Genomic DNA, 20,029 nt, shown 5'->3' with positions numbered 1-20,029 from the left:
ATCCTGCCTTCGACGGAGATGCCCGCGTGAATCCCTCCCGCCTGTTTATCCAGCGCCCGGTCGCGACCACGCTGCTTATGCTCGCCATCATGCTCGCGGGTCTGCTGGGCTACCACTTCCTGCCGGTTTCCGCCCTGCCGGAGGTCGAATATCCGACGATCACGGTGCAGACCTTCTATCCCGGCGCCAGTCCGGACGTCATGGCCACGTCCGTTACGGCGCCGCTGGAGACGCAGTTCGGGGAGATGTCGGGACTGGACCAGATGACGTCGCAGTCGTCCGGCGGGGCGTCGGTCATCACGCTGCGTTTCGGCCTGACGATGACGATGGACATTGCCGAGCAGGAGGTGCAGGCCGCCATCAACCAGGCCAACTCCCTGCTGCCAAGCGACCTGCCAGCGCCCCCGGTCTATGCCAAGGTCAATCCGGCCGACACCCCTGTCCTGACGTTGGGCATCACGTCAAAGACCATGCCCCTGACGGAGGTCGAGGATTATATCGACACCCGCCTTGCGCAGAAAATCAGCCAGATTTCGGGCGTCGGCCTTGTCACCCTGTCCGGCGGCAACCGCAAGGCGATCCGCGTGCGGGTCAACATCCCGAAACTGACCTCGTTCGGCATCGACCTCGATACCCTGCGCACGACCATCGGCAATGTGAACGTCAATTCGCCCACCGGCACGTTCGACGGCCCGCAGCGCGCGACCACCCTGCGGATCGACGGGCAGATTTCAGGCGTGGACCAGCTGCTTAACCAGGTCGTCGCCTATCAGAACAGCGGGCCGGTGCGCATCCGCGATATCGCGACGGTGGTGATCGGGCCGGAAAACACGGAACTGGCGGCATGGGCCAACAGGACGCCCGCCCTTGTGCTGAACGTGCAGCGCCAGCCGGGCGCGAACGTCATTTCGGTGGTCGACAACATCAAGTACGCCCTTCCCCACCTGCAGCAGTCACTGCCGCCCGGCATCACCATCACGCCGCTGACGGACCGCACCACGACGATCCGCGCCTCGGTGGAGGATGTGGAGTTCGAACTGGGACTGGCGCTGTTCCTTGTCGTGGGCGTGATCTTCATATTCCTGCGCAACGTGCCCGCCACCATCATCCCCAGCCTGTCGGTGCCGCTGTCGCTGGTGGGCACGCTGGCGGCGATGTACCTGCTGGGCTTTTCGCTGGACAACCTGTCGCTGATGGCGCTGACGATCGCCACGGGCTTTGTCGTGGATGACGCGATCGTCATGATCGAAAACATCGCCCGCTACATCGAAATGGGCGATGACCGCATGACCGCCGCCCTGAAGGGCGCGGGGGAAATCGGGTTCACCATCATATCGCTGACGGTCTCGCTGATCGCCGTGCTGATCCCGCTGCTGTTCATGGGCGACGTGGTGGGACGCCTGTTCCATGAATTCGCGGTGACGCTGGCGGTGACGATCATCCTGTCGGCGGTGGTGTCGCTGACGCTGGTGCCGATGATGTGCGCGCGCCTGCTGTCGGAAAAGCGCGAAGGCCGCAAGGAAGCGGCATGGGCCGTGCATGTCGAACGCGCCATGGCCGCCACCATCGCGGGTTATGGCCGCGCGCTGGATGTCGTGCTGCGCCACCAGCGCCTGATGCTCGCGCTGTTCGTCATCACGCTCGGCCTGACCGGGGTGCTGGCCGTCATCATTCCAAAGGGTTTTTTCCCCACGCAGGATACCGGCGTCATCCAGGGCATTTCGGTCATGGCGCAGTCGACCTCCTTTGACGCCATGAAGCGCCATCAGCAGGAACTGGCCGACCGTATCCTCAAGGATCCCGACGTCACCAGCCTGTCCTCCTTCATCGGGGTGGACGGACAGAACGTCACCCTCAATCAGGGACGCTTCCTCATCAACCTGCGCCCGCAGGACAAGCGCAGCGACAACGCCAGCACGATCGCCAGCCGCATACAGCGCGAAACCGCGGATATCGCGGGGGCCAGCCTGTACCTGCAGCCGATCCAGGACCTGTCGCTCGACACCTCGGTCGCGGCGACGCAGTACCAGTTCCTGCTGGAAAACCCCGATTACAACCAGTTCACCAGCTGGGTTCCGAAATTCATCGACCGGCTGCGCAAGGAACCGGCCCTGTCGGACGTGACCTCCGACCTGCAGGCCGCGGGACTGGTGGCGCATGTGACGCTGGACCGCACGACGGGCGCGCGGTACTCCATCACGCCGCAGACGATCGACAACGTGCTGTATGATTCCTTCGGACAGCGCCAGATCTCCACCATCTTCACGCAGTCCAACCAGTATCGCGTCATCCTGGAGGCCGATCCCGCGTTCCAGAAGAGCCTGACCTCCCTGAACGAGATTTACCTGCCGGGGATCAGTGGCAATTCGGGGGAAAGCACCTCCGGCCCCACCCGCTCGCCCACGTCGGGACTGGTGCCCCTGGCCTCGGTCACGTCCGTGACGCAGGACACCGCGCCGCTGCTGATTACGCATGTGGGGCAGTTCCCCGCGACGACGATCTCCTTCAACGTGACGCCGGGTTACTCGCTGGGCAGTGCCACGGACGCGATCGAGCGGGTGGAACGTGAAATCCACCTGCCCTCCACCTTCCAGACCTCGTTCCAGGGAACGGCCGCAGCCTTCCGCAGCTCCCTTTCGAACGAGGCATGGCTGGTGCTGGCCGCGCTGGCGGCGGTCTATATCGTGCTGGGCATCCTGTATGAAAGCTTCATCCACCCGATCACGATCCTCTCCACCCTGCCGTCCGCGGGGATCGGCGCGCTGCTGGCGCTGCTGGTCACGGGATCGGGACTGGACATCATGGGGATCATCGGGCTGGTACTGCTGATCGGTATCGTCAAGAAAAACGCCATCATGATGATCGATTTCGCGCTTGAGGCCGAACGGATAGAGGGCATGTCGCCGCTGCATTCGATCCGCCATGCCGCCCTGCTGCGTTTCCGTCCCATCCTGATGACGACGCTGGCGGCCATGCTGGGCGCGGTCCCCATGGTGATCGGCACCGGCACCGGATCGGAACTGCGGCGTCCGCTGGGCATCGCCATCGTGGGTGGCCTGCTGGTCAGCCAGCTGCTGACGCTGTTCACCACGCCGGTCATCTATCTGTTCATGGACCGGATCAGCGTGCGGCTGCGGCGGCGTTTCGCGCTGGCGGGCGAAACCGGGCCGCGTAACACAGACCCCACACAGGCGCCCTCGTGAATCCGGTTGCCCTGTTTGTCCGGCGCCCGGTTGCAACGACCCTGCTGACGGTGGCCCTGCTTATCGGCGGGGTCATCGGCTATCTGACCCTTCCGGTCGCGGACCTGCCAAACGTTGATTTTCCCGTAATTCAGGTGCAGGCGCGGCAGTCGGGCGGCACGCCCGATGAAATCGCCAGTTCCGTGGCGGCCCCGCTGGAACGCCATCTGGGCCAGATCGCGGACCTGACGGAGATGACATCGCAGTCATCGGCGAACCAGGCGCGCATCACGCTGCAGTTTTCCCTGTCGCGCGACATCAACGGCGCGGCCCGCGATGTGGAGGCGGCATTACAGGCCGCCCATGCGGACCTGCCGACATCGCTGCGGCAGAATCCCAGCTATTTCAAGGCCAATCCCAACGGCGCGCCGATCATGATCCTTGCGCTGACGTCAAAGACCCGCACGGCGGCGCAGCTGTATGACCTTGCCTCCAACGTGTTGCAGCAGCACCTGTCGCAGATTTCCGGCGTGGGCGAGGTGGAGGTCGGCGGCAGTTCGCTGCCTGCGGTGCGGGTGGAGATGAATCCGCTCGCGCTCTATAAATTCGGCATCGGGTTCGAGGACGTGCGCGCGGCGCTCGCCTCGGCCAATGCCCATACGCCCAAGGGATTCATCGACCACGGCAATTACCGCTATACCCTTGCGACCAATGACCAGGTGCATAACGCGCAGGCGTATCGCGACCTCATCATCGCCTATCACGACAGCCGTCCGGTGCGCCTTGCCGATGTCGCCTATGTCATGGACGGGGTGGAGGACGTGCGCAACGCCGGTTACGTGAACCGCCAGCCCGCCGTCCTGGCCATCATCTTTGCGCAGGCCGGCGCGAACATCATCAGCACCAATGACCAGATCCGCGCGGAAATCCCTGCCCTGCGCAGCGCGCTGCCGGCCGATGTGAACCTGTCGAACATGATGGACCGGTCCACCACCATCCGCGCGGCGCTGGAGGACACGCAGTTCACGCTGGTGATGTCCGTCGTGCTGGTGGTCGTCGTGGTGCTGGTGTTCCTGCATTCATGGCGGATCACCATCGTGCCGGCCATCGTCGTGCCGACCTCCATCATCGCGACCTTCGCCGCGATGAAATTCCTTGGCTATTCGCTCGACAACCTTTCACTCATGGCGCTGACGGTCTCCACCGGGTTTGTCGTCGATGACGCGATCGTCGTGGTCGAAAACATCAGCCGCCACCTGGAGGCCGGGATGGACCGGATGCAGGCGACCCTGCTGGGCGCGCAGGAAGTCGCCTTTACGGTCATGTCGATCACGGTGTCGCTGATTGCGGTATTCCTGCCGATCCTGCTGCTTTCGGGCGTGGCGGGGCGCCTGTTCCATGAATTCGCGATGACGATGTCGGTGACCATCGTCATTTCCATGGTCCTGTCGCTGACGCTGACGCCGATGCTGACGTCGCGCTTCCTGTCGCGCGAGACGGTGCATGCCTCGGCCACGGGAAAGACCGGCCGGATTGCGGCGCTGCTGGAACGCGGGCTGACGGGACTGCAGCAGACCTATGCCCGGACGCTTGAAATCGCGCTGGCGCATCGCCGCCTGACGGTCATGTCGCTGCCGCTGACCATCGTGCTGATGGCCGCCCTGTTCATCAAGATGCCCAAGGGCCTGTTCCCGGATTCCGACACCGGCATGCTGATGGGCCACCTTATGGGCGACGAATCCATCTCCTTCCAGGCGATGCAGGGCAAGATCGACACGGTGCAGAAGGCCATCATGGCGGATCGCGACGTCTCGCGCGTGATGGGGTTCATGGGTGGGCGGGGATCATCCAACCAGGCCAACCTGTTCGTCATCCTCAAGGACAAGTCCGAACGCAACGATACCCCGGCGGTCACCATCGCGCGGATCAACCGCCGCCTGCGCAACATGGTCGGCGCGCGTTTCTATGCCTCGGCCCCCGGGGCGCTGCGCATGGGCGGACGGCAGAGCAATGCGGCGTACCAGTATTCGCTCCAGTCGGATTCCTCTTCCGACCTGTATCAGTGGACGCCCCGGCTGGTCACGGCGCTGCAGCGCCATCGGGAACTGACCGACATCTCGTCCGATGTGCAGCAGGGGGGCGACGCCCTGCAGGTATCGATCGACCGCGATACTTCCAGCCGCGTCAACATCACGCCACAGCTGATTTCCAATACGCTGTACGATGCGTACGGGCAGCGCGCGGCCTCGGTCATCTATAACCCGCTGAACCAGTATCGCGTGGTCATGGAAGTCCAGCCCCGCTTCTGGCAGGACCCGACGACGCTCAAGCAGGTATGGGTCAGCGTCGCGGGGGGCACCGCGGGCGGCGGCACGCAGTCGAACACCGTGCGGGTGCGCACCGACACCGGCAGCACGGAATCGCAGCTCAGCGCGCAGTCCTTTCGCAACCAGATCGCCAACACGCTGGCGGGGGGCAACAGCACGTCCTCCGGCTCCGCCGTGTCCACAAACTCGGAAACCATGGTGCCGCTGACGCTTGTCGCCACGCCAAAGCCGACCCTTACGGCACTCAGCGTCAACCATCAGGGGCAGTCGGTCTCCACCACCGTTTCGTTCAACCTCGCCAATGGCGTGTCCTTAAGCCAGGCGGTGCAGATCATGCATGAGGAAATGGTCCGCCTGCACATGCCCTCTAACATCCAGGGCAGCTTCGCGGGGAACGCGGCACAGTTCCAGAAATCGGTGAACAACGAACCCCTGCTGATCCTTGCGGCGCTGGCTGCCGTCTACATGACGCTGGGCATCCTGTATGAAAGCTATGTCCATCCCTTCACGATCCTGTCCACCCTGCCCTCCGCCGGGGTCGGGGCGCTGCTGGCGCTGCAGGTCTTTGGCGAGGAATTTTCCCTGATCGCGATGATCGGGGTGATCCTGCTGATCGGCATCGTGAAGAAAAATGCCATCATGCTGGTGGATTTCGCCATCACGGCGGAGCGCGAGGGCCATACCCCGCTGGAGGCCATCCGCACCGCCTGCCTGATGCGTTTCCGCCCCATCATGATGACCACCTTCGCCGCCGCCCTTGGCGCGCTTCCGCTGATATTCGGCCATGGATACGGATCGGAACTGCGCCGTCCGCTGGGCATCGCCATCGTGGGCGGCCTGATCGTCAGCCAGGCGCTGACGCTTTACACGACGCCCGTCGTCTATCTTTACCTTGATCGCCTTGGCGCATCGTTCCGCCAACGTTATCTTCGCCTGACATCTGGCCTTTCCTCCTCCCGCACAAACCTTTCCAAACAGGATTCCTGACCCGGATGACACACTCCCTGCCATCCCATGGCACCTGCCCGTCCGCTCGTGCCGCCCGTTCCCGCCGTCAGGCACGCGCGCGGCGGACCCTGCGGCGGGTCGCGCCGCTGGCCCTGCCGATTGTCCTGCTGACTGGGTGCATGGTCGGCCCGAACTATCACCGTCCCGCCGCCATCGTGTCCGCGCGGTTCAAGGAACTGCAGCCCGCACCGGGATGGGAACGGGCCAACCCGCAGATGGCCGCCCTGCCCAAGCATGCCTGGTGGACGATCTATAACGATCCCATCCTCAACAACCTGGAATCGCAGGTCGAGATATCGAACCAGAACGTCAAGGAATACGAGGCGAACTACCGCAACGCGCGCGCCCTGATCAACAGCGTGCGGGCACAGCTTTTCCCCACCATCAGCGGCAGCCTCGGCTTCAACCGCAACGCGCATGGCGCGGGGTCGCTATCCTCGTCAGGCAGCTCGCTTTACGGGAAAAGCCAGTACAACACCTATGATATCGGCCCGTCCGCCAGCTGGGACCTTGATGTCTGGGGCAAGATCCGCCGCCAGATCCAGGAACAGGTCACCGCGGCGCAGGCCAGCGCCGCCGACCTTGCCAACGCCACCCTGTCCTATCAGGCGCAGCTGGCGACGGCGTATTTCAACCTGCGTTACCAGGACTCGCTGCACGATCTTCTGGACCGCTATGTCCATTTCAATGAACAGGCGCTCCAGATCACGGAAAACCAGTACCAGGCCGGAACCGCCGACCCGACCTCCGTCCTGCAGGCCCGCACGACGCTGGAACAGAACCGCGCCGCACTGGTGCAGACCGGCGTTGCGCGGGCACAGTATGAACATGCCATTGCGGTCCTGATCGGCAAGCCCCCGGCGGATGTGACCATCACGCCGGGTGAACTGACGCGGACCATCCCGCCCATTCCGGTCACCGTGCCGGCCGACCTGCTGCAGCGCCGGCCCGACATCGCGGCGGCGGAACGGACGATGGAACAGTACAACGCGCAGATCGGGGCGGATATCGCCGCGTTCTTCCCCGACATCACCATCAATGCCAGTTACGAGCAGAGTGGCGGCGATCCGGTGACGTCGCTGATGAGCGCGGCCAACCGCATCTGGTCGCTGGGGGCATCGGCCACGGAAACGCTGTTCTCCGGCGGGTCGCGCACCGCCGCCGTGCATGAGGCGAACGCCCAGTACGACAACGCCGTCGCCACCTACCGGCAGACGGTCCTGTCCGCATTGCAGACGACGGAAGACAGCCTGTCGAACCTGCGCATCCTTGCGCAGGAGCAGGAACAGCAGGAAAAGGCGCTGGACTTCGCCAACCGCGCGGTTGAGGTTTCGCTGAACCAGTACAAGGCCGGCACCCAGATTTACACCACCGTCATCACCAACGAGACATCGGCCCTGAGTGACGCGGAAAATGTCCTGTCGATCCAGCAGCAGCGCGTGGTGGACAGCGTGAATCTGGTGGAAGCCCTTGGCGGGGGATGGGATGTTTCGCGCCTGCCGACGAAGGCATCCCTGCAGAAGGACAATCCCTTCCTGCCGTCCTTCATCCAGAAGGACAAGAACCAGTAAAAAAGGCCCCCGGCACGACCGGGGACCTTCATATGCCGCAACGCGCGGCGCGGGTGGCCGGGGCGGGTCATCCGTCGCAGGTGGCCATGCCTAGTTGAACAGCGACCTGGCCGAGAGAATCACAAGCAGCAGGACGATGACGAACGCCAGGATGGCGATGAAAAACAGGATTTTGGCCATCCCCGCCGACACGGCGGAAATGCCGGTAAACCCGAATATCCCAGCGATCAGCGAGACCACCAGAAAGAACAATGCCAGTTTCAGCATGATATAATGTCCTGCTCCCTCATATCGTTTCTGAACGCGGCATGTTCCGGCGAAGTTGCCCGCGCATCACACCTGAAAAGACAGTCCCGCCCTAGCGACGCCGCCACAGCATCGTCGCGACAAACGCGCCGATCGTCGCGCCCAGCAGCGCGAACAGTGGCCGATCCGCCGTCAGGTCACGCACCGTATCACATACGCCACCCAATCCCCTGACGCCGCCCACGCGCGGGCCATTTCCACCGGCCAGGCCGCTCATGCCATCCTGCAGGCGGCCCACGCCTTCTTCCAGCTGTGCTTCGAATTCATTCATATCCGTTACTCCTCTGCCGGTTATCCATGGGGCGGGACCTGCGTGACGCATTCCCGTCCCACGCCCGGATCGATCATGCCATCATGTCGGGGAGAAGGCGCGGTGTCCATCATGACGGCTGGAATTCAGATTTCCGATGCCTGCCAGTAGGCCGGACGGTCGCCGGGGTCAGGCTCCCCGGCGATCAGCGCCTTCAGCCGTTCGACCAGCGCCTGCGTCGCGGGCGATGAACGGTCGCGCGGACGCGGCCCCACCATGAAATCGCCCCGCACCGACGCGGGATGGCCCGACAGGACAATGATCCTGTCCGCAAGGATCAGGGCCTCGTCAATATCATGGGTCACGAACAGCACGGTCTTGTGCGTCTGCGCCCATATCCGCAGCAGCTCGTCCTGAAGGGCGCTGCGGGTGATGGCGTCCAACGCGCCAAAGGGTTCATCCATCAGCAGCAGGTCAGGCTCCACCGTCAGGGCCCGCGCCACGCCGACGCGCTGGCGCTGCCCGCCCGACAGCTGCCGGGGCCAGCGATCCGCCCGGTCCGCCAGCCCGACCAGTTCCAGCGACGCCATCGCGCGCGCATGGCGCTCCGCCCGCGACAGGCCCACCCCTTCGAGCCCCAGCTCCACATTCTGGCGCACCGTGCGCCACGGCATCAGCTTGGCATCCTGAAACACCAGGGCGGTCGAACGCCCGATGGGCGAGGCCGGGGGCGTCAGGCTGACCTGTCCCTCGGTCGGTGGGGTCAGTCCCATGATGACCCGCAACAAGGTGGATTTGCCCACCCCCGACGGACCCAGCAGGGCCACGAACTGGCCCTTGTCGATCGTCAGGTCCACATGACGCAGGATGAAATTCTTTCCCCTGTCATGGGACAGGCCGATATCGGACAGGTGGACCATCGTATCGCCCTTTGTCCCCCTATCGGGCATCGCCATGTCCATCCTATCCCTGCCATCCCAGCAGGCGCCTGCGCACGACCATGAACAGCATGTCCGTCAATGCATACAGAAGCGCCATCGTGAGCATATAGACCACGACCAGATCGGTCGCCAGCAGGCTGGAGGCCTGCATCATGCGCGCGCCGATTCCCGGCACGCCAAACAGTTCGGCCGCGACCACCGACATCCACGCCTGCCCCAGTCCGGTCCGCAACCCCGCCAGCAGCCCCGGCGCGGACGCCGGCAGCACAACCTTCGTCAGGCGCCCGACAAAGCTGCCATGGCCAAAGGCGGCCGCGACCTCATACAGGTCGGGATCAATCGACTGCACCGCGCCATAGGCGGCATAGAAATTGATCCAGAAGACCGAAATCGCGATGACGAAGGTCGCGCCCGCCGTGTTCAGCCCGAACCACAGGATCGCAAAAGGCACCCATGCCAGACCGGGAATGGGACGCAGGACCCGCACCACGCCCGCCAGCAGCGCGTCCAGCACCGGAACCGCCCCGCACAGCAGGCCGACCAGCGCCCCCAGCACCGACCCGATCACCAGCCCCAGCACATAATGCGTCAGGCTGTCGCGAATGGCCGCCTGCCACGCCCCGTTGCGCACTTCATCCAGCCATGCCGGCCCGAGGGAGGACGGAGCCGGCAGCAGCCCCGCAGGCACCCATCCCAGCCTGACAATGGCCTCCCAGCTTCCGAACAGGATCAGCAGCCCCAGTACGCCCAGTCCCAGCCGCGTCAGTGATGTCCTGTCAGGTCTCATTTGCCAAGGTGCCGATAACTTTCCAGATCAAACAGGTCGCCCACCGGCTGCGCATTACGCAGAAGGCCGGTCTGGACCTCGAAATCCTGCAGCTTTGTTACGGATTCGACAATGGTGGAGGGATCCGACACGTAATGGGAGGCCGAGGCGCGCAGGGCTTCCTGCACGATCGCCTGTGGCAGCATTCCCCCCGCCAGCGCACTTCTTACATAGGGAACCGCCTCGTCCGGGGAATGGGCCAGCAGGTCGGTCGCGCGGACAAACGCCGCAAGGAATTTGTCCTTCCATTCTGCGCGATCCGGGGCGTCCTCGTTCAGGATCGCAAGCACCGATCCCGGCTGTCCCGGCATCATGTCGTGCCCCGTGGCAAGGATACGCGCCTGCGGCAGGCGATGGCGCACAAGCGTCAGGGTCGGTTCGCGCAGGACGGCGGCATCCACGGCCCCGGCAAGGAACGCCTGCTGTTCCGCGTCCAGGTCAACACCAACGATATCGGCGGTCTGGGCGGGATCAAGGTCGTTACGGGCCTTCAGCCAGTACCGCAGCATGGAATCCGGCACCGAACCCAGTGGCTGGGCGCCGATCTTCGCCTTGCGATTGGTGGTGCGGGCGAAATCGTCAAACCGCTGTTTCAGGGCCGCGCCCTCGATCGGCTGCGTCGGCGTTTCCGGCAGGTCCTGCGCCAGCTGGCCGCGCACCATCACCTCCAGCTCCTCGATCGCCGCGCTGGCGACCACCTTCACGTTCACGCCATGGGCGCGCGCCTGCAGCAGCGGCAGTACACCGGCGACATAAGCATCGATCTTGCCCGCGGCCAGCGCCTGAATCGCCTGCGGACCGGACTGGAACCGCACAAGCTGCATGTCGATGCCGGCATCCGCAGCCCAATGCCTGCCATCCATGACAAACAGCGGGGCAGACCCCAGGACAGGAATATAGCCGACGCGCACCACTGACGCCGCATGCGCCTGCGTGCCCAAGGCCATTATCGCCGCGAAAACATACGTTCCAAATCGTGAAAAGAGAGACCTTGCCATCGCCCGCATTCCCGAGAAATTACCGGAATATAATCGTTAATAAGATATAGCGTCATTCATTAGACGATGTGAAACAGGAAATAAACCGGAGACAACGCAGATTTGGACGGTTATGGACACGCGCCATAAAAAAAGCCCGGCCGAAGCCGGGCTTTTTCAGGTTTCCCGTGACGGTCAGGCCGCCAGGTCTTCCTTGTCTTCAGCCACAGGGCGCGGACCACTGTCCTTGCCCTTGGCCGTCACGTCGCGATCGACCAGTTCGATCACGGCCATGTCGGCCGCGTCGCCATGACGGACACCGGCGCGCAGGACGCGGGTATAGCCGCCAGCGCGGGTCTTGTAACGTTCAGCCACGGCCGAGAACAGCTTGGACACGATCGTGTCGTCACGAAGCTGCGCAAAGGCCTGCCGACGGGCATGCAGGTTGCCCCGCTTGCCAAGGGTGATCAGCTTTTCGACGACCGGACGCAGTTCCTTTGCCTTGGGCAGGGTGGTCGTGATCTGTTCGTGCTTGATCAGTGCGACGGCCATGTTCCGAAACATGGCCTGTCGATGGGACGAGGTAACGCCGAGCTTCCGGCCAGCAACACCGTGACGCATGATGTAGTCTTCCTGTCTTTCCGGTTCAGAGGATCAGAACGGCTCGTCGAGCCTCTTTGCCAGATCTTCAATGTTCTCCGGCGGCCATGCCGGAACGTTCATACCCAGCGAAAGCCCCATGGCGGTCAGGACTTCCTTGATTTCGTTCAGAGACTTCCGCCCGAAATTCGGGGTACGGAGCATTTCCTGCTCGGTCTTCTGAACCAGATCGCCAATATAGACGATGTTGTCGTTCTTGAGGCAGTTCGCGCTGCGGACCGACAGTTCAAGCTCATCAACCTTGCGCAGCAGGTTGCGGTTGAACGGCAGGTCGTCCTGCGGCTCCTCGGTGCGGACGGTGCGCGGCTCGTCAAAATTGATGAACAGCTGCAGCTGGTCCTGAAGAATGCGCGCCGCCAGGGCCACCGCATCCTCGGGCGTGACCGCGCCGTTGGTTTCCACCGTCAGCAGCAGGCGGTCATAATCCGTCACCTGTCCCACGCGGGTCTGCTCGACCTTGTAGGACACGCGACGCACCGGGGAATAGATGGCATCGATGGGGATAAGCCCGATCGGCGCATCTTCCGGCCGGTTGGCCGCCGCGGGAACATAGCCCTTGCCCATGTTGACCGTGAATTCCATCCCGAACTTCACGCCTTCATCAAGCGTGCAGATCACGAGGTCGGGGTTCATCACCTCGATATCATGGCCGGTCTGGATCTGGCCCGCGCGGACTTCGCCCGGACCCGTCGCGGTCAGGACCATGCGCTTCGGTCCCTCGCCATGCATGCGCAGGGCAAGCTGCTTGATGTTCAGGACGATGTCGGTGACATCCTCACGCACACCCGCGACAGAAGAGAACTCGTGCAGAACGCCGTCAATCTGGATCGCCGTAACCGCCGCCCCCTGAAGGGAGGACAGCAGAACCCGACGGATCGCATTGCCGAGCGTCATGCCGAAACCACGTTCCAGCGGTTCCGCAACGACAGTCGCCGTGCGCGACGGCTCTGCCCCCGGTTCAACTTCCAGTTTTTCCGGCTTGATCAGGGATTGCCAGTTTTTCTGGAGGACCAAGGTAATGGCCTTTCAAGACTGATCTGCCGCCACAAAGACAACAGATGGCACCCATGCCGGATGCCTGATGACAATCAGATCCCCCTGCCTTGCCCGAAGGAAAGACAGGGAGAAGCGAAATCGAATCCCCGGATCAGACGCGGCGACGCTTGCGCGGACGGCATCCGTTATGGGGAACGGGCGTCATGTCACGGATCGCCGTGATGGAGAACCCGACCGCCTGCAGGGCGCGCAGGGCGCTTTCACGCCCCGAACCCGGCCCCGAAACCTCGATCTCAAGGGTTTCCATGCCATGCTCACGCGCCTTGCGACCGGCGTCTTCCGCGGCAACCTGGGCGGCGTAAGGCGTCGACTTGCGCGACCCCTTGAACCCCTGCGCACCCGCAGACGACCATGCAATCGCATTGCCCTGCGCGTCGGAAATCGTGATCATCGTATTGTTGAAGGTGGACAGCACGTGCGCCACCCCGGAAATGATATTCTTCCGCTCTTTCTTACGAATACGCGGTGCCGCAGCTTTCGCCATAATATTCTTGATCCTGTCAGTTCAATGAACGGGAATGAAACCAGCCGGGCGGCCCGGCTGCCATCCCCGCATGTCAAGGTGCCCGTTTTAGCGGGTTGCCTTCTTCTTGCCTGCGATCGCAACCGCCTTGCCCTTGCGGGTACGGGCGTTGGTATGTGTCCGCTGGCCATGAACCGGCAGGCCGCGACGATGGCGAAGACCGCGATAGCAGCCCAGGTCCATCAGACGCTTGATGTTCATCGCGACTTCACGACGCAGGTCGCCTTCGACGCGATAATCATTGTCGATCAGCTCACGGATCTTGACGATCTCGTCATCGGACAGCTCGTTCACGCGACGTTCGTCGGGGATCGAAAGCTTGTCGCAGATCGTCTGGGCCTTCGTCGCCCCGATACCATAGATATAACGCAGGGCAATCGTTACCCGCTTGTTCGTTGGGATGTTCACGCCGGCAATACGCGCCACGCCACTTACTCCTCGTCCACCCGTCCGTGACGGGCACTAACATTTCGGCAGGGCTGCTTCACGCCACCGGACCACAGGTCCGGAGCGTCGTGAACATGCCGGACATTACCCGGCCAACCCCATCATCAATTCCAGTTGGTCATACCAGCGCCGCACGGTCGGTCAACGACTCATGCGGCACTCATACCTTGAGGGCGCGGAATATACCCGCCCGCCCGTCCAAGTCAATTATTCTGCATCACTTTTTCGTGACACTATCGACGGCGGCAAAGACTTCCTTCGTCACGTCATCGATATCCGCCATGCCGTTGATCCGGCGCAGCCGTCCCTGTTCCTCGTAATAAGGCAGGATGGGCGCCGTCTGTTCCCGATAGGCCTTGAGACGCGCAGCCACGGTTTCCCTGCGGTCATCGTCGCGACGGATGAAATCATGGCCGCCACATACGTCACACGTCCCGGCCACCTTCGGCCGCTTGTACAGGTCGTTGTAACCCTCGCCACATTTGGCACAGGTAAACCGACCCGCGATCCGGTCCGCCAGCGCATCCTCATCCACATCCAGCAGAAGCACCAGGTCAATATGACGACCGGTCTTCTTCAGCATGGAATCGAGCGCTTCGGCCTGCGCCCGCGTGCGGGGGAATCCATCAAGGATGAACCCCTTCGCACAATCCGGGCGATCTATGCGCGCCTCGATCAGCGCGATGATCAGGTCATCGGGGACAAGCTGCCCCGAGGCCATGATGCTCTTGACCTTCTGTCCCAGCGGGCTGCCTGCCGCGACTTCGGCCCGCAGCATGTCGCCCGTTGAAATCTGGGCGATTCCATAACGGGCTTCCAGCAGCTTGGACTGGGTTCCCTTTCCCGCGCCCGGCGGCCCAAGAAAAATTATGTTCACCGGAATTTACCCTTCCTGCCGCGCGCCTTGCGCATCAGGCCCTGGTACTGATGCGCGACGAGATGTGACTGGATCTGCGTGACCGTATCGATCGTCACCGTCACGATGATGATGAGGCTGGTGCCCCCGAAATAGAACGGCACATTATAGTGACTGATCAGGATCTGCGGCAGCAGACACACCGCCACCAGATACATCGCGCCGATCGTCGTGATGCGCGTCAGGATCCGGTCAAAGAACGTGGCCGTATTGGCACCTGGCCGGATACCGGGAACAAAGCCACCCTGCTTGCGCAGGTTCTCCGCCGTTTCCTGCGGGTTGAACGTTACCGCCGCATAGAAATAGGAAAAGAACACGATCATCGCCGCATAGAACAGCATGTAGAGCGGCTGCCCCTGTCCCAGCGACTGCCCCAGGAACGACAGCCACCCCGGCAGGGAACTGTTGTTCATGAACCCGGCGATGGTCACGGGAATCAGCAGGACCGAGGAGGCGAAAATCGGCGGGATGGACCCCGCTGTATTCACCTTCAGCGGCATGTGCGTCGAATCCCCGCCGAACATCCGCTGCCCCACCTGGCGCTTCGGATACTGGATGACCACGCGACGCTGCGCCAGTTCCATGAAGACGATGAACGCGATGGTAATTGCCGCAAGCGCCAGGAACACCAGCACGAAAAACGGCGACAGCGCCCCCGTATAGCCAAGCTGGAACAGGCTGGCCAACGCATTGGGCAGGTTGGCGACGATACCCGCGAAGATGATCAGCGAGATTCCGTTCCCGACCCCCCGCGACGTGATCTGTTCACCCAGCCACATCAGGAACATCGTGCCGCCAACCAGCGTCAGCACGCATGACACGATGAAGAACATGCCCGGGGAGATAACCGCCGATCCGGCCTCGGTATGCATGTTCTCCAGGCCAATGGCGATTCCATATGCCTGGAACAGTGCAATCGCGACCGTAAGATAGCGCGTATATTCATTCAGCTTGCGACGCCCGCCTTCACCCTCTTTCTTGAGGGCCTCCAGCGAGGGAATTGCCGCCGACATCAGCTGCACGATGATGGATGCGCTGATGTAGGGCATGATATTCAACGCGAACACGGTCATGCGGCCCAGCGCACCACCCGTGAACATGTCGAACATACCCAGAATACCACCCTGATGGCGGGCCAGAAGTTGCCCCATAACCGTCGCATCGACGCCAGGAACCGGAATATAGGTGCCAATCCGATAAACGATCAGCGCGCCCAGTGTGAACCAGATACGCTTTTTCAATTCCGTTGCATTGGCAAAAGAATTGAAATTCAGATTGGCAGCCAGCTGTTCGGCCGCGGAGGCCATGCGCCCATCCTTTCACAAGAACAGCGTCACCACAAAAAGCGGGACGCTGTCATGATAAAAACCCGTTTTAAAATAATAAAGCGATGCGCCTGCACAGTGCAAGACGCATCGCTTTCATTATTCTGGTCTGGGGGAGATGGAACAAATCCCCCATCCAGTCATTCCGCAGGCGCGGCAACCGCCTTGGCGGCCTTTTCCTTGACCTGCACCTTGCCACCGGCCTTTTCGACCGCGGCAATGGCGCCAGCAGACGCGCCGGAGACCTCGATCGTCACCCCATGATGGAGTTCGCCGTTGCCCAGCAGGCGCACGCCAGCGACGTTCGATGCCGTCACCAGCCCCGCCTTGCGCAGGACGTCCTCGGTCACGGGGGCCTTGGCATCCACCTTGCCCGCTTCGATCGCCTTGTCCAGCACGCCCAGATTCACGATGGCAAATTCCTTGCGGAAGATGTTCTTGAATCCACGCTTGGGCAGGCGGCGGTACAGCGGCAGCTGACCACCTTCGAAGCCATTCAGGGACACGCCGGAACGGGCCTTCTGGCCCTTGACGCCCTTACCCGAAGTCTTGCCCTTGCCAGAGCCGATGCCACGTCCCAGACGCTTCTTCTGGTAACGGGCACCTTCGTTATCGCGAAGTTCGTTGAGATTCATCTCAATTCTCCACCTTCACAAGGTGGGCGACCTTGCGCACCATACCGCGCACCGAAGGCGTATCCTCCAGCTCACGGGTACGGCCGATCTTGTTCAGTCCCAGACCGATCAGCGTAGCCTGCTGACCCGGCTTGCGCCCGTTGCCAGACTGGATCTGGGTGACCTTAATGGTTCCCTTTGTCTCAGACATCTGCAGCAGCCTCCGCCGATGCAGTCACCTCACGGCGACCAAGGATATCGGAAACCTTCTTGCCACGGCGGTTCGCCACCGAACGCGGGCTTGCGCAGCGTTCCAGGGCGGCAAAGGTCGCCTTGACCATGTTGTGCGGGTTCCGGGTGCCCAGCGACTTCGCCACGACATCATTGATGCCCAGGCTTTCGAACACCGCGCGCATCGGGCCGCCCGCGATGATGCCCGTGCCGGCATCAGCCGAACGCAGCACCACCTTGCCGGCGCCGAAATGTCCCGCCACGTCATGATGAAGGGTACGCCCCTCCTTCATGGGGACGCGGATCATTGCGCGCTTGGCGCGATCGGTCGCCTTGCGGATCGCCTCGGGAACTTCACGAGCCTTGCCCGCGCCGAACCCGACACGTCCCTTCTGGTCGCCAACCACAACCAGTGCGGCAAAAGCGAAACGACGACCGCCCTTGACGACCTTCGCTACACGATTGATCGTGACCAGCTTGTCAACGAGATCATCGCCTTCGCGATCACGATCGCGGCCGCCCCGGCCGCCTTCTCTCGGTTCACGTGCCATTGTGCGTGACCCTTTCGTCAGAACGAGAGACCGCCCTCACGGGCAGCCTCCGCCAGGGCTTTGATGCGCCCATGATACAGATACGCGCCGCGATCGAACACGACCTTCGACACACCCGCCGCAACCGCACGTTGGGCAAGCAGCTTGCCGACGGCGCCAGCCGCCGCCACGTCCGCACCGCCCTTGAGGGAGGAACGCAGGTCCTTCTCGATGGAAGACGCTGCTGCCAGGGTGCGCCCGGCGACATCGTCGATCACCTGCGCATAGATATTCTTGCCCGACCGGAACACCGAAAGGCGCGGCCGTCCGCCACTCTTGCGGCGAAGCTGGAAGCGAAGACGCTGACGGCGCCGCTCCCGCAGATCCTGCTGCGCGCTCATTATTTCTTCTTACCTTCCTTGCGACGGATGGTCTCCGTTTCATAACGGACACCTTTGCCCTTATAAGGCTCGGGCTTGCGGAAGCTGCGGATATCAAGCGCAACCTGACCAACGCGCTGCTTGTCGATCCCCTCGACGGTCACAGCGGTCGGACGGGGCGTCGTGATCTTGATACCGGCCGGGATCTCATACACGATATCGTGCGAATATCCGAGGTTCATGACAAGGTTCTTGCCCTGAACCGCCGCGCGATAACCCGTTCCGCTGATTTCCAGCGTCTTGGAGAACCCTTCGGACACGCCCTTGACCATGCTGGCGATCAGGGAACGCGTCGTGCCCCACATCATCCGGGCCTGGGCCTGCGTTCCGACCGGCTTGACCGAAACCTTGCCATCAGCGACTTCCGCCTCGACGTGATGCGACAGGGGCAGTTTCAGCTCGCCGAGCTTCCCCTTGGCCGTCAGCACACCATCAGCGATGGAAACCTGAACTCCCGACGTAATCTCGACGGGATATTTGCCAACTCTCGACATTCATCCCTCCTTAGAATACGCGGCAGAGAACTTCGCCGCCAACATTGGCAGCGCGGGCTTCCCCATCCGACAGGACGCCACGCGGGGTCGACAGGATCGACACGCCCAGCCCGGCATACACGCGGGGCAGTTCCTTGATCTTGGAATACACGCGACGTCCCGGCTTGGAAACGCGGTGGATTTCCTTGATCACGGGCTCGCCATCAAGATATTTCAGCTCGATACGCAGCTGGGACACACCCTTGCGCAGCTCTTCCTTGGAAAAGCCACGGATATACCCCTCGCGACGCAGCGCCTCGAGTACATTTGCACGCAGCTTCGATGCTGGCGCGACGCATGCCGCGTGACGCGCACGCTGGGCATTGCGGATCCGGGTGAGCAGATCACCCAAAGGATCAGAAAGTGACATCGTTCCCTGCCCTTACCAGCTCGATTTGACCATACCCGGGATCTGGCCATTGGAGGCCAGGTCGCGCAGGGCGATACGGCAGAGTTCGAACTTTCTGTAATTGGCGCGGGGACGCCCCGTCAACTTGCACCGCAGACGAACGCGCACGCGCGATCCGTTCCTTGGAAGTTCAGCAAGCTTCAGCGACGCATCAAAACGATCCTCGACCGGCAGAGACCGATCCATGATGATGTTTTTCAATGCAGTCCGCTTTGCCTTGTCCCGTGCTGCCATGCGCTCACGCTTGACATTCCGGTTTACGGCGGAAATCTTGGCCATGCCTTGTTTTATCCTCCGGAACCTGTCGGGCCATTCCCAACGGTTTTCCAAACTACGTGTGTCTTAGGTCTTCCGGGCTTCCAGTGAAAGCCCCTCTCGCAACTTTTATGCTGCGAAGGGCAGGTCGAATGCCTTCAGAAGAGCCTTGGCTTCGGCATTGGTCTTCGCGCTCGTAACGAAGATAATGTCCATGCCGCGAATATCGTCGACCTTGTCGTACTCAATTTCCGGGAAGACGATCTGTTCCTTCAGGCCCATGGCGAAGTTACCATGCCCGTCGAAACCCTTGTTCGCCGGCAGGCCGCGGAAATCGCGGACGCGCGGCAGGGCGATCGTCACCAGACGGTCAAGGAATTCATACATCTGCGCGCGACGCAGCGTCACCTTGCACCCGATCGGCAGACCTTCACGGATCTTGAAGCCCGCGATCGCCTTCTTAGCAACCGTCTTGACCGGCTTCTGACCTGCGATGAGGGTCATTTCCTGAACCGCGGCATCCAGCTTCTTCTGGTCACCCGCGGCTTCGCCGACACCCATGTTGAGAACGATCTTTTCCAGGGTCGGAACCTGCATCACGTTCTTGTAACCGAACTCCTCGCGCAGTTTCGCGCGCAGTTCGTCATTGTAACGCTTCTGCAGACGCGGCACTGAGCGGGTTACGTTAGCTTCTGACATACC

General features: G+C 62.3%; 22 protein-coding genes. 3 read left to right on the top strand and 19 right to left on the bottom strand.

Annotated features, from left to right (window positions below):
• Positions 1-26 precede the first annotated feature (26 nt).
• Genes CFR71_RS00725 through CFR71_RS00715 form a run of 3 tightly spaced genes read left to right on the top strand, consistent with a single transcriptional unit; the run spans position 27 to position 8,088 of the window.
• Positions 27-3,203: an efflux RND transporter permease subunit gene (locus tag CFR71_RS00725; RefSeq protein ID WP_110526553.1), complete on the top strand. Its 3,177-nt coding sequence runs from the start codon at positions 27-29 to the stop codon at positions 3,201-3,203.
• Positions 3,200-6,496 carry an efflux RND transporter permease subunit gene (locus CFR71_RS00720; RefSeq protein ID WP_110525756.1) on the top strand — a complete coding sequence of 1,099 codons (3,297 nt, stop codon included), beginning with the start codon at positions 3,200-3,202 and terminating at the stop codon, positions 6,494-6,496. The genes CFR71_RS00725 and CFR71_RS00720 overlap by 4 nt, the downstream gene beginning before the upstream one ends.
• Before the next feature lie 5 nt (positions 6,497-6,501).
• Positions 6,502-8,088, top strand: a complete 1,587-nt coding sequence (locus CFR71_RS00715; RefSeq protein ID WP_110525753.1) for an efflux transporter outer membrane subunit — start codon at positions 6,502-6,504, stop codon at positions 8,086-8,088.
• A 90-nt stretch (positions 8,089-8,178) separates the two neighbouring features.
• On the opposite strand, the gene CFR71_RS00710 is transcribed toward CFR71_RS00715, so the two are convergent.
• The 19 genes from CFR71_RS00710 to rplE all read right to left on the bottom strand — a co-directional run bounded on the left by CFR71_RS00710 (position 8,179) and on the right by rplE (position 20,026).
• Positions 8,179-8,355: a DUF1328 domain-containing protein gene (locus CFR71_RS00710; protein WP_110525750.1), complete on the bottom strand. Its 177-nt coding sequence runs from the start codon at positions 8,353-8,355 to the stop codon at positions 8,179-8,181.
• A gap of 91 nt (positions 8,356-8,446) precedes the next feature.
• The gene (locus CFR71_RS00705) at positions 8,447-8,665 is read right to left on the bottom strand and encodes a hypothetical protein (RefSeq protein WP_110525747.1); all 219 of its coding nucleotides are present in this window, start codon (positions 8,663-8,665) and stop codon (positions 8,447-8,449) included.
• A gap of 125 nt (positions 8,666-8,790) precedes the next feature.
• Complete coding sequence (locus CFR71_RS00700; protein ID WP_206057918.1) at positions 8,791-9,606, bottom strand: ABC transporter ATP-binding protein; 816 nt, start codon at positions 9,604-9,606, stop codon at positions 8,791-8,793.
• Between the two features lies 1 nt (position 9,607).
• Complete coding sequence (locus tag CFR71_RS00695; RefSeq protein WP_110525744.1) at positions 9,608-10,372, bottom strand: ABC transporter permease; 765 nt, start codon at positions 10,370-10,372, stop codon at positions 9,608-9,610.
• On the bottom strand, positions 10,369-11,409 hold the full coding sequence (locus CFR71_RS00690; RefSeq protein WP_110526549.1) for an ABC transporter substrate-binding protein: 1,041 nt from the start codon (positions 11,407-11,409) through the stop codon (positions 10,369-10,371). The genes CFR71_RS00695 and CFR71_RS00690 overlap by 4 nt, the downstream gene beginning before the upstream one ends.
• A gap of 174 nt (positions 11,410-11,583) precedes the next feature.
• Entirely contained in the window at positions 11,584-12,009 is a 426-nt protein-coding gene (gene rplQ, locus CFR71_RS00685; RefSeq protein ID WP_110525741.1) for a 50S ribosomal protein L17, read from the bottom strand.
• Positions 12,010-12,042: 33 nt separating this feature from the next.
• Positions 12,043-13,062 (bottom strand): DNA-directed RNA polymerase subunit alpha, encoded by a 1,020-nt coding sequence (locus CFR71_RS00680; protein ID WP_110525738.1) that lies wholly within the window; start codon positions 13,060-13,062, stop codon positions 12,043-12,045.
• Between the two features lie 133 nt (positions 13,063-13,195).
• Positions 13,196-13,588, bottom strand: coding sequence for a 30S ribosomal protein S11 (gene rpsK / locus CFR71_RS00675; protein WP_003621069.1), 393 nt, complete (start codon positions 13,586-13,588; stop codon positions 13,196-13,198).
• Positions 13,589-13,675: 87 nt separating this feature from the next.
• Positions 13,676-14,053 carry a 30S ribosomal protein S13 gene (gene rpsM, locus CFR71_RS00670; protein ID WP_110525735.1) on the bottom strand — a complete coding sequence of 126 codons (378 nt, stop codon included), beginning with the start codon at positions 14,051-14,053 and terminating at the stop codon, positions 13,676-13,678.
• A gap of 238 nt (positions 14,054-14,291) precedes the next feature.
• Positions 14,292-14,951, bottom strand: coding sequence for an adenylate kinase (locus CFR71_RS00665; protein WP_110525732.1), 660 nt, complete (start codon positions 14,949-14,951; stop codon positions 14,292-14,294).
• Positions 14,948-16,297: a preprotein translocase subunit SecY gene (gene secY, locus CFR71_RS00660; RefSeq protein WP_110525729.1), complete on the bottom strand. Its 1,350-nt coding sequence runs from the start codon at positions 16,295-16,297 to the stop codon at positions 14,948-14,950. Before secY ends, CFR71_RS00665 begins: the two co-directional genes overlap by 4 nt.
• Positions 16,298-16,455: 158 nt before the next feature.
• Complete coding sequence (rplO, locus tag CFR71_RS00655) at positions 16,456-16,950, bottom strand: 50S ribosomal protein L15 (protein ID WP_110525726.1); 495 nt, start codon at positions 16,948-16,950, stop codon at positions 16,456-16,458.
• Between the two features lies 1 nt (position 16,951).
• Positions 16,952-17,140 (bottom strand): 50S ribosomal protein L30, encoded by a 189-nt coding sequence (gene rpmD, locus CFR71_RS00650; protein ID WP_110525723.1) that lies wholly within the window; start codon positions 17,138-17,140, stop codon positions 16,952-16,954.
• On the bottom strand, positions 17,133-17,711 hold the full coding sequence (gene rpsE / locus CFR71_RS00645) for a 30S ribosomal protein S5 (protein ID WP_110094606.1): 579 nt from the start codon (positions 17,709-17,711) through the stop codon (positions 17,133-17,135). Before rpsE ends, rpmD begins: the two co-directional genes overlap by 8 nt.
• A 17-nt stretch (positions 17,712-17,728) precedes the next feature.
• Positions 17,729-18,091, bottom strand: a complete 363-nt coding sequence (gene rplR, locus CFR71_RS00640) for a 50S ribosomal protein L18 (protein ID WP_110525719.1) — start codon at positions 18,089-18,091, stop codon at positions 17,729-17,731.
• On the bottom strand, positions 18,091-18,624 hold the full coding sequence (gene rplF, locus CFR71_RS00635) for a 50S ribosomal protein L6 (RefSeq protein WP_110525716.1): 534 nt from the start codon (positions 18,622-18,624) through the stop codon (positions 18,091-18,093). Before rplF ends, rplR begins: the two co-directional genes overlap by 1 nt.
• Positions 18,625-18,634: 10 nt before the next feature.
• Complete coding sequence (gene rpsH / locus CFR71_RS00630) at positions 18,635-19,033, bottom strand: 30S ribosomal protein S8 (RefSeq protein WP_110094609.1); 399 nt, start codon at positions 19,031-19,033, stop codon at positions 18,635-18,637.
• A 12-nt stretch (positions 19,034-19,045) separates the two neighbouring features.
• Positions 19,046-19,351 carry a 30S ribosomal protein S14 gene (gene rpsN, locus CFR71_RS00625; protein ID WP_110525713.1) on the bottom strand — a complete coding sequence of 102 codons (306 nt, stop codon included), beginning with the start codon at positions 19,349-19,351 and terminating at the stop codon, positions 19,046-19,048.
• Positions 19,352-19,456: 105 nt separating this feature from the next.
• A complete protein-coding gene (gene rplE / locus CFR71_RS00620) occupies positions 19,457-20,026 on the bottom strand; it encodes a 50S ribosomal protein L5 (protein ID WP_110525710.1) in 570 nt (189 codons plus the stop codon).
• Between the last annotated feature and the right edge of the window lie 3 nt (positions 20,027-20,029).

It is taken from the genome of Novacetimonas pomaceti, assembly GCF_003207955.1.
Taxonomy (GTDB): domain Bacteria; phylum Pseudomonadota; class Alphaproteobacteria; order Acetobacterales; family Acetobacteraceae; genus Novacetimonas; species Novacetimonas pomaceti.
The sequence above is the reverse complement of the archived record's forward strand: the minus strand, read 5'-3'. Positions and strand labels throughout refer to the sequence as shown.

Coding starts and splice junctions, on each gene's coding strand:
- CFR71_RS00715 (WP_110525753.1), top strand. CDS start 6,502: ATGACACACTCCCTGCCATCCCATGGCACCTGCCCGTCCGCTCGTGCC.
- CFR71_RS00710 (WP_110525750.1), bottom strand. CDS start 8,355: ATGCTGAAACTGGCATTGTTCTTTCTGGTGGTCTCGCTGATCGCTGGG.
- CFR71_RS00705 (WP_110525747.1), bottom strand. CDS start 8,665: ATGAATGAATTCGAAGCACAGCTGGAAGAAGGCGTGGGCCGCCTGCAG.
- CFR71_RS00700 (WP_206057918.1), bottom strand. CDS start 9,606: ATGGACATGGCGATGCCCGATAGGGGGACAAAGGGCGATACGATGGTC.
- CFR71_RS00695 (WP_110525744.1), bottom strand. CDS start 10,372: ATGAGACCTGACAGGACATCACTGACGCGGCTGGGACTGGGCGTACTG.
- CFR71_RS00690 (WP_110526549.1), bottom strand. CDS start 11,409: ATGGCAAGGTCTCTCTTTTCACGATTTGGAACGTATGTTTTCGCGGCG.
- rplQ (WP_110525741.1), bottom strand. CDS start 12,009: ATGCGTCACGGTGTTGCTGGCCGGAAGCTCGGCGTTACCTCGTCCCAT.
- rpsK (WP_003621069.1), bottom strand. CDS start 13,588: ATGGCGAAAGCTGCGGCACCGCGTATTCGTAAGAAAGAGCGGAAGAAT.
- secY (WP_110525729.1), bottom strand. CDS start 16,297: ATGGCCTCCGCGGCCGAACAGCTGGCTGCCAATCTGAATTTCAATTCT.
- rplO (WP_110525726.1), bottom strand. CDS start 16,950: ATGAATCTCAACGAACTTCGCGATAACGAAGGTGCCCGTTACCAGAAG.
- rpmD (WP_110525723.1), bottom strand. CDS start 17,140: ATGTCTGAGACAAAGGGAACCATTAAGGTCACCCAGATCCAGTCTGGC.
- rpsE (WP_110094606.1), bottom strand. CDS start 17,711: ATGGCACGTGAACCGAGAGAAGGCGGCCGGGGCGGCCGCGATCGTGAT.
- rplR (WP_110525719.1), bottom strand. CDS start 18,091: ATGAGCGCGCAGCAGGATCTGCGGGAGCGGCGCCGTCAGCGTCTTCGC.
- rplF (WP_110525716.1), bottom strand. CDS start 18,624: ATGTCGAGAGTTGGCAAATATCCCGTCGAGATTACGTCGGGAGTTCAG.
- rpsH (WP_110094609.1), bottom strand. CDS start 19,033: ATGTCACTTTCTGATCCTTTGGGTGATCTGCTCACCCGGATCCGCAAT.
- rpsN (WP_110525713.1), bottom strand. CDS start 19,351: ATGGCCAAGATTTCCGCCGTAAACCGGAATGTCAAGCGTGAGCGCATG.
- rplE (WP_110525710.1), bottom strand. CDS start 20,026: ATGTCAGAAGCTAACGTAACCCGCTCAGTGCCGCGTCTGCAGAAGCGT.